This window comes from Bacteroides sp. MSSM.1001136sp1_RTP21357st2_D2_RTP21359_211015, from assembly GCF_040913205.1.
Classification (GTDB): domain Bacteria; phylum Bacteroidota; class Bacteroidia; order Bacteroidales; family Bacteroidaceae; genus Bacteroides; species Bacteroides ovatus.
This window is the reverse complement of the sequence record NZ_JBDFVF010000013.1, coordinates 134,891-148,505: the sequence shown is the minus strand read 5'-3', so window position 1 is coordinate 148,505 and position 13,615 is coordinate 134,891. Positions and strand designations below refer to the sequence as shown.

General features: G+C 39.9%; 13 protein-coding genes. 8 read left to right on the top strand and 5 right to left on the bottom strand.

Going from position 1 to position 13,615, the window contains the following annotated elements; genetic code table 11:
* Positions 1–266: 266 nt before the first annotated feature.
* The gene (locus AB5217_RS10610) at positions 267–893 is read right to left on the bottom strand and encodes an HU family DNA-binding protein (protein ID WP_004302073.1); all 627 of its coding nucleotides are present in this window, start codon (positions 891–893) and stop codon (positions 267–269) included.
* 391 nt (positions 894–1,284) lie between these two features.
* On the opposite strand from AB5217_RS10610, the gene AB5217_RS10605 reads away from it, so the two are divergent.
* From AB5217_RS10605 to AB5217_RS10585, 5 genes are all read left to right on the top strand, one after another.
* Positions 1,285–1,890, top strand: a complete 606-nt coding sequence (locus AB5217_RS10605) for a GNAT family N-acetyltransferase (protein ID WP_230595662.1) — start codon at positions 1,285–1,287, stop codon at positions 1,888–1,890.
* Complete coding sequence (locus AB5217_RS10600) at positions 1,859–2,221, top strand: GNAT family N-acetyltransferase (protein ID WP_317193762.1); 363 nt, start codon at positions 1,859–1,861, stop codon at positions 2,219–2,221. The genes AB5217_RS10605 and AB5217_RS10600 overlap by 32 nt, the downstream gene beginning before the upstream one ends.
* A gap of 59 nt (positions 2,222–2,280) precedes the next feature.
* Positions 2,281–2,712 carry a DUF1810 domain-containing protein gene (locus tag AB5217_RS10595; protein ID WP_004305671.1) on the top strand — a complete coding sequence of 144 codons (432 nt, stop codon included), beginning with the start codon at positions 2,281–2,283 and terminating at the stop codon, positions 2,710–2,712.
* Positions 2,713–2,730: 18 nt separating this feature from the next.
* A complete protein-coding gene (locus AB5217_RS10590) occupies positions 2,731–3,105 on the top strand; it encodes a YccF domain-containing protein (RefSeq protein WP_004305673.1) in 375 nt (124 codons plus the stop codon).
* A 120-nt stretch (positions 3,106–3,225) separates the two neighbouring features.
* A complete protein-coding gene (locus AB5217_RS10585; RefSeq protein ID WP_004305675.1) occupies positions 3,226–4,218 on the top strand; it encodes a YeiH family protein in 993 nt (330 codons plus the stop codon).
* Between the two features lie 116 nt (positions 4,219–4,334).
* Here AB5217_RS10585 and recA read toward each other — a convergent pair whose 3' ends face one another.
* The 4 genes from recA to AB5217_RS10565 all read right to left on the bottom strand — a co-directional run bounded on the left by recA (position 4,335) and on the right by AB5217_RS10565 (position 8,455).
* Positions 4,335–5,369: a recombinase RecA gene (recA, locus tag AB5217_RS10580; RefSeq protein ID WP_004302078.1), complete on the bottom strand. Its 1,035-nt coding sequence runs from the start codon at positions 5,367–5,369 to the stop codon at positions 4,335–4,337.
* 26 nt (positions 5,370–5,395) lie between these two features.
* Entirely contained in the window at positions 5,396–5,851 is a 456-nt protein-coding gene (gene bcp / locus AB5217_RS10575; RefSeq protein ID WP_004302079.1) for a thioredoxin-dependent thiol peroxidase, read from the bottom strand.
* 29 nt (positions 5,852–5,880) lie between these two features.
* Positions 5,881–7,074, bottom strand: a complete 1,194-nt coding sequence (locus AB5217_RS10570; protein WP_004302080.1) for a saccharopine dehydrogenase family protein — start codon at positions 7,072–7,074, stop codon at positions 5,881–5,883.
* A 97-nt stretch (positions 7,075–7,171) separates the two neighbouring features.
* On the bottom strand, positions 7,172–8,455 hold the full coding sequence (locus AB5217_RS10565; protein WP_032843195.1) for a hypothetical protein: 1,284 nt from the start codon (positions 8,453–8,455) through the stop codon (positions 7,172–7,174).
* A gap of 145 nt (positions 8,456–8,600) precedes the next feature.
* Between AB5217_RS10565 and AB5217_RS10560 the strand changes: the two genes are divergently transcribed.
* From AB5217_RS10560 to AB5217_RS10550, 3 genes are all read left to right on the top strand, one after another.
* Positions 8,601–9,389, top strand: a complete 789-nt coding sequence (locus AB5217_RS10560; protein WP_008651324.1) for an META domain-containing protein — start codon at positions 8,601–8,603, stop codon at positions 9,387–9,389.
* Between the two features lie 328 nt (positions 9,390–9,717).
* Positions 9,718–11,631, top strand: coding sequence for a molecular chaperone DnaK (dnaK, locus tag AB5217_RS10555; protein WP_004302085.1), 1,914 nt, complete (start codon positions 9,718–9,720; stop codon positions 11,629–11,631).
* Positions 11,632–11,832: 201 nt separating this feature from the next.
* Positions 11,833–13,479, top strand: coding sequence for a M64 family metallopeptidase (locus AB5217_RS10550; RefSeq protein WP_032843196.1), 1,647 nt, complete (start codon positions 11,833–11,835; stop codon positions 13,477–13,479).
* The last annotated feature ends 136 nt before the right edge of the window (positions 13,480–13,615 follow it).

Below are 13,615 nucleotides of genomic sequence, written 5' to 3'. Positions count from 1 at the left end.
ACAACTTTTAATAGGATTAAGAAAGAAGAAGACAGTTGAAATAAAAAAGAGATTACCACCAAATTTGACGAAGAACCAGAAAAATGATTTTCATTTCTCATATTCTCATAATTATTTTATAATAATCTTATAACCAGGTAATTACTGAATGAGAAACGTTTTGAGAAAGCCTATTTCTCATAGTTTCTTTAGTGAAATAGGCCTCAAAACAGTTATTTCTCATCTATTTTCGGGGTATTTCTCATACTGTTATCCTCTTCGTTCGACTATTTTTTCTTTATATATACCCTGTGTGCTCCTCTTCCTGTGATTTCTATTCCAGAATCCGGTTGATGTCCCCACTGTCTTAGTTCGTTGGTTGCTGCTGTTTGCAACAATCCTGTTAGTTTGCGATATTCCCAAACGGTCAGGAAGGGATGTTCATCCAGATACTTTAGAGCTAATGCCAGTCGTTGTTCCGATGTGAATTTATTAGAGGATCGTTGCTTTTTCCAGGGTGCTCTTTCCAGTTGGCATCTTTCGCTGATATTTCTCACCATTTCTCGGTCTACCCGGAAATTTACACCTCCTATAAAGATACTTTGTGCGTTGCGATGACTCCCACCTTCTTCCGGATCTTCCCGCTCCTTGTCTCTGCCTAAAGTAAGAGAGGGAGTAAACGTTCCTATTCCGTCTATCTTTACCGAGCGTCCTTCTGCCATCAAATGCGCCATTTCAATGGCGGTCTGAAGTAGTACGCCTTCTATGTCTCCTGCACTGAATCCACTGACGTCGCCAACTCGTTGCGCCAACTCTTTTATGCTTGTATTATCTATCCGCGCAAATTTAGGATAAGTAATTCTTTTGCCTGTTTTCTGAAGATCGGGCATCTCCTCTATGATATATCTTGCCATATCATCTATTGTTTAAAGTATTAATAGATAAGTTCTTTTGTATTAGAGGCAAACTTCCTTTCTTCTAATAGTAAAGTTCCTTTTGATTAATTATAAACTATAAATGCAACTTTTGTTTTTATAATTGAAGCTTACGTTTATAAAAACAAAGCTTTCATTTTTATAATCAAAGCTTGCATTTATAGTTTACTCTTATACAAAGGTAAGTTTTCTATTTGACAAAAAGAAGTTTATCCTTAATAAAGAAGAAATTTTCTATTAATAGTTTGGGAGGGAATGAAGATGATTGAAGAGAAAGGGTATAACGGGATTTTATGCTTAATATATTATTTCCTAAAAAGTGGATGCAATGCTTCTGTTAGTTTTTAGAAAAGTGTATATTTGTAATATTATGAGTCATACTAATATCATGCAAGCCGAAGAAAATGATTTGGTAAACATTTTATCTTTGCAAAAGAAATCTTTTATGGTGGTGGCCGAACGAATGAATAAATTCGATCTTCCCCCTTTGTTGCAAAATCAGGATGAGATTTGTGATGAGTATCATACAGGCATTATTCTAAAATACGTATCAGATGATGGACAGATTGTAGGTTCTGTCAGGGGACGTATGGATGAAAATAGAGTATGTCATATTGGTAAATTGATAGTGCATCCCGATTTTCAGAATAAAGGTATAGGTAGAGAACTTATGACTGAAATAGAACGGTTATTTCCTCACTGTCATAAGTTTTCTCTTTTTACAGGCGAAGAGACACCCAATACTTTGCATCTATATAGCAAAGTCGGTTATAATATTGTATGTAGAAAAGAAATGGAGGGTATCAGCATGATTATTATGGAAAAAGAAAAACTTACTTATAGAGATTTTACGTTTGACGATTTAGAAACTGTTTGTAAATTACCTCGAAACAAGCAGGAACTGTTTTTTATGTTTCCTAAAGCTGATTTTCCTTTAACAATCAATCAATCAATTAAAGAATACAATAAAAGATAGATTTGATTCGACTGTTGTTTTATTTAATAATGAAGTAGTAGGGTTTGCAAACTTCTATGAGGTAAGAGAATCTCAATATTGTGCTATTGGAAATGTAATAGTAAGTCCTTGTTTTCGTAATCGTGGCGTTGGCACATTTCTGATAAATGCTATGGAAGATATTGGGAAAAAGAAATATAATGTATCGGAGCTTCATTTGTCTTGTTTTGATGCTAATACGAGTGGGCTTCTGTTATATACTAAATTAGGATATAAACCCTATGAAATAGAGAAGTACATTAATAAGGAAAACGAAGTCTCGGCTTTAATAGAATTGAAAAAAGTGCTGTGATTCGAAATAAATCACTTATTTGATTCTGTTATCTCCTGAAAGTATGATAACTTAAAAAAATGCGAGAAGTATCTATGACTAACTATAACTTACAACGATTTTTAGATGCCCAGCGAGGTGATTATGAACAAGCCCTTGCAGAAGTTAGAAACGGGCGGAAATATTCCCATTGGATTTGGTATATATTTCCTCAACTGAAAGGATTGGGCATGAGTTATAATTCACAGTATTATGGTCTTAGCGGCAAAGAAGAGGCTGAAGCATATCTTGCCCATCCAATTTTGGGAGAAAGACTTCGTGAAATAACGTCTGTTTTTCTTCAATTGAAAAATAAAACGGCGCAGGAAGTTTTCGGTTCGTTAGATGCGATGAAAGTATTGTCATGCATGACGCTTTTTAATGAAGTTGCTTCGGATGATTTGTTTCAGCAAGTGATCGACCATTATTATCAGGGTAAAGTGGATGAGACAACAAAAAGAAAATTGGAATAATAACTAATACTATTTTATATGGGCTGTTTAATGAATCTATTGTGGTTGCTGCTTGGTGGTATCTTTACTGCTGTCGAATACCTCATTTCGAGTTTATTGATGATGCTGACCATTATCGGCATTCCTTTTGGGATGCAAACATTGAAGTTGGCCGGACTTGCTTTATGGCCTTTCGGTAAAGAAGTCAGAAGTGGGAACCGTTCCGGTGGCTGCCTCTATATATTGATGAATATCCTGTGGATATTTCTGGGTGGCATTTGGATCTGTCTGTCACATTTGGTTTTCGGGGCTATATTGTGCATTACCATTATCGGAATCCCTTTTGGATTGCAACACTTCAAGTTGGCATCTTTGGCATTATCGCCTTTTGGGAAAGACATTGTAACAGTGTAAGAGTAGTTGGGAGAGAGTATGCCTATAATTAAAAGTTATAATGCATAATTAGAAACTATTGGTGGGTCTTGATTGTTTACCGTACCTTTGCACCCGGAAAACGATTAAAGACAAAAAGATATGATTTCAACAGCTACAAAAACTTTGCAGGCAAATAATAAGATGATTTATATTGCGCTGCTTTCCACTCTGACTTTCTTCCTGTTTTTAGACTATATTCCGGGATTGGAAGCATGGTCGGCTTGGGTAACTCCTCCCGTTGCTTTGTTCCTCGGACTTATTTTTGCATTAACTTGCGGACAAGCACATCCAAAGTTTAATAAGAAAACATCGAAATATCTGTTGCAATATTCAGTAGTAGGATTGGGATTCGGTATGAACCTTCATTCTGCTTTAGCTTCCGGTAAGGAAGGTATGGAATTTACGGTCATTTCAGTAATCGGAACATTGGTAATTGGCTGGTTCATCGGACGTAAATTGTTTAAAATAGATCGGAATACAGCTTATCTTATCAGTTCGGGAACCGCTATCTGTGGTGGTAGTGCTATCGCAGCAGTGGGACCGGTGTTGAAAGCGAAGGACAGTGAAATGTCTGTGGCATTAGGTACAATCTTTATCCTGAACGCTATTGCACTTTTCATTTTCCCTGCCATTGGTCATGCATTGAATATGGATCAACAACAGTTTGGAACATGGGCAGCTATTGCCATTCATGATACCAGTTCTGTAGTAGGCGCGGGAGCTGCCTATGGTGAAGAAGCATTAAAAGTGGCTACTACTATCAAATTGACCCGTGCTCTTTGGATTATCCCGATGGCTTTTGCTACTTCCTTTATTTTCAAGAGCAAAGGACAAAAGATCAGTATTCCATGGTTTATCCTCTTCTTCGTATTGGCATTGGTGGTAAATACTTATTTACTGGATGGAGTGCCACAATTAGGAGCAGCTATCAACGGTATTGCCCGTAAGACTTTGACGATAACTATGTTCTTCATCGGTGCTTCTCTTTCTATTGATGTTTTGAAAGCCGTTGGAATTAAACCTCTGATTCAAGGAATATTGCTTTGGATAATTATCAGCTTGAGTACATTGGCATACATTTATTTTGTATAAGGGATAAAAGAGAGAATGATATAAAAAAGAAAAAGGTGGGAGAATGATCGTAAACGACTTTCTCCCACCTTTGTTTACTTAGCTTTCAGCCTACGGATAAACAGATCTAAAGCTATTTATTTCTTCTTCAATTCTTCAAAAATCAGTCCTTCCAGTTCTTCTGCCAATTCAGGATTATCCATAATGCATTGTTTAGCGGCATCACGCCCTTGTCCTAACTTAGTATCGTTGTAGCTATACCATGAACCGCTCTTTTTGATGATTCCCAAGTCAGCACCCAAGTCGATGATTTCTCCGGAGTGGGAGATACCTTCACCAAACATGATGTCAAATTCAGCTCTGCGGAAAGGAGGCGCTACTTTGTTCTTCACTACTTTCACTTTGGTCAGTTTACCAAGAATCTCTTCACCATCTTTGATAGGTTGGCTACCACGGATATCCAAACGTACGGAAGCATAGAATTTCAATGCGTTACCACCAGTCGTTGTTTCCGGGTTACCGAACATAACGCCGATCTTCTCACGCAACTGGTTGATGAAAATACAAGTCGTACGTGTCTTGCTCACAGCAGCTGTCAACTTACGGAGTGCCTGAGACATCAAACGTGCCTGAAGACCTACCTTATTGTCACCCATGTCACCTTCGATTTCCGCTTTAGGGGTCAGTGCGGCTACAGAGTCGATAACGATGATGTCGATAGCAGAAGAACGGATCAGTTGTTCTGCAATTTCCAAAGCCTGTTCTCCGTTGTCCGGTTGAGAGATATAAAGATCATCAATGTTCACTCCCAGTTTAGATGCGTAGAAACGGTCGAAAGCGTGTTCGGCATCAATAAAAGCAGCGATACCGCCGGCCTTTTGTGCTTCAGCAATGGCGTGGATAGCCAATGTTGTTTTACCGGAAGACTCCGGGCCATAGATTTCGATGATTCTACCTCTAGGGTAACCTCCAACACCAAGTGCCACGTTCAAGGCAATAGAGCCTGTCGGGATCACTTCTACTTGTTCAACACTATCATCACCCATTTTCATGATAGAACCTTTACCGAAGCTCTTTTCTATCTTTTCCATGGCAGCCTGTAAGGCTTTTAGTTTTTCGCTTGATGCCATTTTATTATCTGTTTCAAAATTAAGTTCATCTTTCTTTGCCATACCTTATTCTTATATAATTAATGGAGTTATTGATTTAAAATCTGTGAGGCATGTTCCTTGGTCTTCACTTCTTTGGGAGTGATAATCCGTTCTACGATTCCTTCTTCATTAATCAGGAAAGTAGTGCGGAAAGTACCCATGTAAGCACGTCCGTACAGTTTCTTTTCTCCCCATACTCCAAACTCTTCCACTAACCTTTTGTCAGTGTCGGCAATCAGGGTAAAAGGAAGATTGTTTTTTTCGATGAATTTCTGGTGCGACTTTTCATTGTCTACGCTGACACCGATTACTTCATAGCCGGCTTTACGTAGTTCGGAATAGTTGTCGCGCAGATTACACGCTTGTGCGGTGCAACCTGATGTACTGTCCTTCGGGTAGAAGTACAACACAATCTTTTTTCCTTTATAAGCACTTAAACGGATTTCTTCGCCTTTTTCATTGATGCCTAAGATTTCCGGTGCTTTATCTCCTACGTTTATCATAACTATCTTTTTAATGAATAAGTCTACTCTTATAATTCCAGATTTTTGTCGAACTCTTCATGCCAGGGAAGACCTTGCTTGTTGAGTTGTTCCATAAACGGATCCGGATTGAACTCTTCTACGTTGTTTACACCCGGACGCTTCCACTCACCTTTGAAGAACATCATGGCTCCGATCATTGCCGGAACTCCGGTGGTGTAGCTCACTCCTTGCATACCTGTTTCCCGGTAAGCTTCCTGATGGCTGCAATTGTTGTATACATAATAAGTACGTTCCTTGCCATCTTTCAAACCGCGGATACGACAACCAATAGAGGTTTCTCCTTCGTAGTTTTCTCCTAAATCCTGCGGGTTAGGCAATACAGCTTTTAAGAATTGCAGCGGCACAATCTTCACTCCGTTGTAATCAACTTCGTCGATTCGTGCCATACCGATGTTTTGGATAACGCGTAAGTGAGTTAAATACTCTTGTCCGAAAGTCATCCAGAAACGTGCACGTTTGATTGTCGGGTAATGTTTCACCAATGACTCTAGCTCTTCGTGATAAAGAAGATAAGAATCACGCGGACCGATGTTCGGATATGTCAGGTCTTTATGAATTTCCAGCGGACCGGTAGTTACCCATTTGCCATTTTCATAATAGCGTCCGTTCTGCGTAATTTCGCGGATGTTGATTTCCGGATTGAAGTTCGTAGCAAATGCTTTATGGTGGTTACCCGCATTACAGTCTACAATGTCCAGATATTGAATCTCATCAAAATAATGTTTAGCTGCATAAGCGGTATAGATGCCACTTACTCCCGGGTCGAATCCGCAACCGAGAATAGCTGTCAGACCTGCTTCTTTGAAGCGATCGTGATAAGCCCATTGCCAACTGTATTCAAAGTGAGCTTCATCCTTCGGCTCGTAGTTAGCGGTGTCCAGATAGTTCACTCCAGCTTTCAGACAAGCTTCCATAATAGTCAGATCCTGATAAGGGAGAGCCACATTAATCACCATTTCCGGTTTGAAATCGTTGAATAAGGCTACCAGCTCATCTACATTGTCTGCATCAACTTTAGCTGTTTTTATATTGGGGTTACCTATTGCCTCGACGATTTTATCGCATTTCTCTTTCGTACGACTGGCAATCATGATATCTGTAAATACATCGGCATTTTGTGCCACTTTGTGCGCAACGACAGTGCCAACACCGCCCGCACCAATAATAAGAACTCTACCCATTTCGTTAATTGCGAATTAAAATATTAAGAATATTGGAATTGTTAGCTTTGCAAATATACGTGATTATTTTCAGATAATCATTCGCAGCTACCCCTTTTTATTTGTAACGCTGCAAGGTTCCATTTTCAAATTCCAGTGTTTTGCCATTGTAAAACCAAGTTTCGAAACGATTGTCTTTTTTTAGCTCGATTTCTATCGGATCACCAATGGACAAACGGCATTCCACTGTACTCATGCCCGTCTCCAGATCTCCCCGGGAGATAATCTGCCAACGATTTTCTGTGATACCCGGATATTTTTTATGTATATCTTCGAATCCGAAAAAGTCTTCGATATAATTTTCATTTCTGACGATAACATCATATTTCAGATCGGTTTCCAATTCATAGATCGCTCCGTCATTGTCTTTTAATGAAAGAATAGCCAGACTGCCGGGAGGAGATAATCTAATATCTTTGATTTGCAGAACTGTATATCGGGGCAGGTGAACGCGTGATTCGGTCTGCTTGTCTTCAAATGATATGATTCTTTTGGCTGGCAGCACCTTTTTAGGATAAACTGTCATTCCCATATATTTATTTTTCAGGCTTTCGATAGTGCCTAGACTCTTATTGGTGAAACTGAATGCATTTGAGAAATATTTCATTCTCTTTTCTCCTTGAAAATCATTCAGGTCCATGCCGGAGTTTGTTCGTGAGAGGGCAACTTCCAGATAATAAGAATGTCCCTGCGTATCTTTGAATACGATTTTTGCCGGATATGCCTGACTGCCGACTCCGATAGCGGTAATCGTTGCTTCCGTATTGACGGGAATGGCTATATCCCGGTAGCCGGAATAATTGTTGGCATCGTCTATCCGGACACTTTCTGCTTGTATATAGACTGTTTTTCCTACCAACAGCTCTTTAGCAGTATCCACATCCTTCAAATAAACCAATCCGTTGATGCCGGCACGGGGAGCCTTTTCGGAGATCTCCTCCAGCCGCATATTCTTTATCTCATAATAATATTTTCCTCCCTCACATTCGAAGATGAAGCGAGTGGAGTAGTTAGTCCCGTTGGGGATATTCTGAGCTTTCTCTTCAGTTCCCGTGAAAGTGAGTATTTTATGTTTCAGCAGGCTGTTGTCTACCCCTTTCTCGGTCTCGTAGCTGGAAAGGGTGGGAAGGAACATGCTCCGTGGAGATGGAACGAACATAAATTTCATTCCGGGTGTCCATTTGCCCAGCGGTAGCAACGGAAAGTTACTTTTGATAAACTGTTCTTCTTGGCCTACAGGGATTTCCTGTGCAGAAGGAGTAGTGACGATGTAATCACTTTGGGCTATGATAGGAGACGTACCACAGTAGAATAGAATCAAAGACAGGACAATTATTCTCATATTTGTTTACTTTAAGTGAACTATGTAAATTGTTCGTTTGTTGTACATTTACTGGCAAATGTATATATTTTATGTTGCATTGGATGTTATTTTCCAATCTTTTTGATATCTTTGCCCTCGATTTTAACTTAAACGTTATAACAATATGAAGAAAGTATTTGTTTCAATTTGCATTGCTGGTGCAGCACTTGCAATGTCTTCGTGCCGTTCGGTTGAGAAGGCAATTTCCCTGTCGTCTATTAATGGTGAATGGAATATCATAGAAGTTAATGGCTCGAAAATCACTCCGGGCGAAAGTAAATCCCTTCCTTTTATCGCTTTTGATACAGCAACCGGTCGTGTGTCCGGCAATAGCGGCTGTAATCGGATGATGGGTAGCTTCGATGTAAATGCGAAGCCGGGAAGTCTTGAACTTACAGGAATGGCTAGTACCCGGATGATGTGTCCGGATATGACTACTGAAAATAATGTATTGAATGCTTTTGCGCAAGTAAAAGGATATAAGAAGGCAGGTAAGGACAAAGTGTATCTTTGCAATTCGTCCAACCGTCCGGTTGTCGTTCTACAAAAGAAGGAGGCTGATGTAAAACTTTCGGTTTTGAATGGAGAATGGAAAATAAAAGAAGTGAATGGTGAAGCAATTCCTTCCGGAATGGAAAAACAACCTTTCATTGCTTTTGATGTGAAGAAAAAGACAATTCATGGCAATGCCGGATGTAATTTGATTAATGGCGGTTTTGAAACCAGTACCAGCAATGCCAAATCAATTTCTTTTCCGGGAGTAGCGAGCACAATGATGGCTTGTCCGGACATGGAAACAGAAGGTAAGGTGCTGAAAGCTATCAATGAGGTGAAGTCATTCGATGTGTTGTCCGGTGGCGGCATTGGCTTGTATGATGCAAATGGCGCATTGGTCATCGTGCTGGAAAAGTAATAAATAGATCAATCTATATAATAGGATATGCCTGTGTCGCACATGACGACACAGGCATATTTTTTTTCTTTCATCGAACCAGAGTCGTCTGTATTTGTTTAAAGAAACAGTTGCTGACTGGCTTTGAATATGACTATGTCAGCAGTGTTTATTTATTAAAACTGTCTTTTTGGCAGATATTATGTCATGCATTCGTATAATTTCTTTTTGGCACACGGTTTGCTTTTTAGTAAGCGTCCGTTCGCGACGAGGCTCCTTGATAAGAGCCGGAGAAACAACCGGACAAAAAGAAATCAATGAATAAATAATAAATAAAAAAATAACGATCATGGGAAAAATTATTGGTATTGACTTAGGAACTACAAACTCTTGTGTTGCCGTATTCGAAGGTAACGAACCTGTAGTAATTGCAAACAGTGAAGGTAAACGTACGACTCCTTCTGTTGTCGCTTTCGTAGATGGCGGTGAACGTAAGGTGGGTGATCCTGCAAAACGTCAGGCTATTACGAACCCTACACGTACAATCTTCTCTATCAAACGTTTCATGGGTGAAACTTGGGATCAGGTACAGAAGGAGGTGACTCGTGTTCCTTATAAAGTAGTGAAAGGTGACAATAACACTCCGCGTGTTGACATCGACGGACGTCTGTACACTCCGCAGGAAATCTCTGCTATGATTCTTCAGAAAATGAAGAAAACTGCCGAAGACTATCTCGGTCAGGAAGTAACAGAAGCAGTAATCACCGTTCCTGCATATTTTTCCGACTCTCAACGTCAGGCTACTAAGGAAGCCGGACAGATTGCCGGTCTGGAAGTAAAACGTATTGTAAACGAACCGACAGCCGCAGCTCTTGCTTACGGTCTGGATAAGGCTCACAAAGATATGAAGATTGCTGTATTCGACCTTGGTGGTGGTACATTCGATATCTCTATCCTCGAATTTGGTGGTGGTGTATTTGAAGTACTTTCTACAAACGGTGATACCCACCTGGGTGGTGATGACTTCGATCAGGTAATCATCAACTGGTTAGTACAGGAATTCAAGAACGACGAAGGTGCTGACTTGACTCAGGATCCGATGGCTTTGCAACGTCTGAAAGAAGCTGCTGAAAAAGCTAAGATTGAGCTTTCTTCTTCTACAAGTACAGAAATCAACTTGCCGTATATCATGCCGGTAGGTGGTGTGCCTAAGCACTTAGTGAAGACTTTGACTCGTGCAAAATTCGAATCTTTGGCTCACGAATTGATTCAGGCTTGTCTTGAACCATGTAAGAAGGCAATGAGTGATGCAGGTTTGAACAATGCTGATATTGATGAAGTAATCCTTGTTGGTGGTTCTTCACGTATTCCGGCTGTTCAGAAATTGGTAGAGGATTTCTTTGGCAAGGCTCCTTCTAAAGGTGTGAATCCGGATGAAGTAGTAGCAATTGGTGCTGCTGTACAAGGTGCTGTGTTGACAGACGAAATCAAAGGTGTAGTATTGTTGGATGTTACTCCGTTGTCAATGGGTATCGAAACACTGGGTGGTGTAATGACTAAGTTGATCGATGCTAACACTACCATCCCGGCTCGTAAGAGTGAAACATTCTCTACTGCTGCCGATAACCAGACGGAAGTTACTATCCACGTATTACAGGGAGAACGTCCGATGGCTGCACAGAACAAATCAATCGGTCAGTTTAACTTGACAGGTATTGCTCCGGCTCGTCGTGGTGTTCCTCAAATTGAGGTTACATTTGATATCGATGCCAACGGTATCTTGAAAGTATCTGCAAAAGATAAGGCTACCGGTAAAGAACAGGCTATCCGTATTGAAGCATCCAGCGGTTTGAGCAAGGAAGAAATCGAAAAGATGAAGGCTGAAGCTGAAGCTAATGCTGAAGCAGATAAGAAAGAACGTGAAAAGATCGACAAGCTGAACCAGGCTGACAGCGTAATCTTCTCTACTGAAAATCAGTTGAAGGAATTAGGTGATAAGTTGCCTGCTGACAAGAAAGCTCCGATTGAAGCTGCTTTGCAGAAATTGAAAGATGCTCACAAGGCACAGGATTTGGCTGCTATTGATACTGCTATGGCAGAAATCAATACTGCTTTCCAGGCTGCAAGTGCTGAAATGTATGCACAGAGCGGTGCACAAGGTGGAGCACAGGCTGGTCCTGATATGAATGGTGGTGCTGGCCAGCAAGATAACAGCAAGCACGGAGATAACGTTCAGGATGCTGACTTCGAGGAAGTGAAATAAAATCGCTGAATAAGACGATTGAAATAATAGAAAAGGGGTTGAAAGTCTATGACTTTCAACCCCTTTTTTTTTGAATGACTATTATTCTATATCGGAAAGTTCAAAAAAAAGTCCGTACGTCTTTTTTTTAGGGCGATTTGTCGAATAAATTTTCTGGTAATGAAAATGTAGCTTATCTTTGGTATAACAAAATAACATGTAATGGGTATGAGAACAATTTATCTTCTATTATTTCCCTTGTTTTTGTTTTTTATAGTATCCTGTACTGAAGATGAAGTAGATCCTAACTTTTCGATAGAGAATGTCGGAGATGTCGTGATGGGTTCGGCTAAAGGTTCTCAGGTAACAATCAGTTTTACGAGTACCCGTGAATGGAAGGCGAGTACAGTTGCGGATTGGTTTACAATCGCTCCGGTTTCGGGAGAAGCGGGTACGTGCAATATTACGCTTACTGCTATCAGTGAGAATGTAACAGGAAATGTACGTACAGCAACACTTACATTAACTTCTGGGACATTGACGCAAGACATTACCATAGAGCAGGAATCGGCAGAATTTGTGAATCTCGAGCAGAATATATATAATGTGTCTGTTGAAGGTGGAGAATTGGATATTAGATTCTCTACGAATATAGCTGAAGATGAATTGTTGATTTATGGTTCTTTGGGTACTGGCACTTGGCTGACACAGGAGACAAAAACTCGTGCATCCTCTTCCTACATGCTTAACCTGACTGTATTGCCTAATACTGATGGTGTTTCCCGTACTGCCTATATCTACTTTGTGAAAGTAACTGATATGGAATCAATCGTAGTAGAGATGGTTACTATCATACAAAGGGGGGAAGTGGCTAGTGAATCTACTGATTATTCGTCAGATAAAAAAGTACGTGTTCTGCAAACAGCAAAGTTGGGAAAAGGGCTTCCTATTGTGCTTATGGGCGATGGATTTATAGATACTGAAATTAACGATGGAACTTATGATGCGGTTATGGACAAAGCTTTTGAGAATCTTTTTACGGAAGAACCCATCAAGTCACTTCGAGATTATTTTAATGTATATGCAGTAACTGCGGTTTCGAAACACAATATTTTTGGTACAGGATATGAAACAGCGCTTGGTTGTGAACTGGCGGGTGGAAACAGTACGGGGATTTCCGGTGAAGATAATGCTGTACAACGTTATGTACAATGCGTGGATAATATAGATATGAGTGAAACATTGGCTGTTGTAATTCTAAATTCTCCTGCGTATGCAGGAACTACTTATTTTGGTTATACTAATCAGACGAAAGTGGTTGAGTTTGCTATTGCTTATTGCCCGGTGATATACGATTTGCAAAGTGAAAGTTTCAGGCAGGTACTTGTACACGAGGCTGTTGGACATGGTTTTGCCAAATTGGAAGATGAGTATGCTTATCAGGAAAATGGGACTATTTCTTCTAAAGAAATAAAAAATGTACAGTATCTGCAGACATTAGGATGGGCGCAGAATGTTGATTTTACATCCGATCCATCTCAGGTACTTTGGTCTGCTTTCTTGAATGATAATCGGTATGTGTCAGAAAAACTGGGAGTATTTGAAGGGGCATGTACTTATATAAAAGGGGCGTATCGTCCTTCGGAAGAGAGTATGATGAATAGTAATACCGAGGGGTTTAATGCTCCTTCCCGTAAAGCGATATATGATAAAATAATGGAAAGAAGTTTGGGTAAACAAATGTCTTATGAGGAGTTTGCCGTATTTGATTTACAGAATAAATCACAAACGCGCAGTGCTAAACCAACTGTAGGACCAAGTAAGCTATTCACGCGTCCTCACTTTGTAAATAGAATGTTAGATAAGTAAAGCAGATGAGGCTGAACTTCAAGTTTAGTTTTGAGTTCAGCCTCATCTGGATTTTATATGTAACGTATTTATTTTGAATCAGAACTTTATTGCAGTATACAGCCTGTACAAAAACATTAAAGCTGTTGTATTGGGT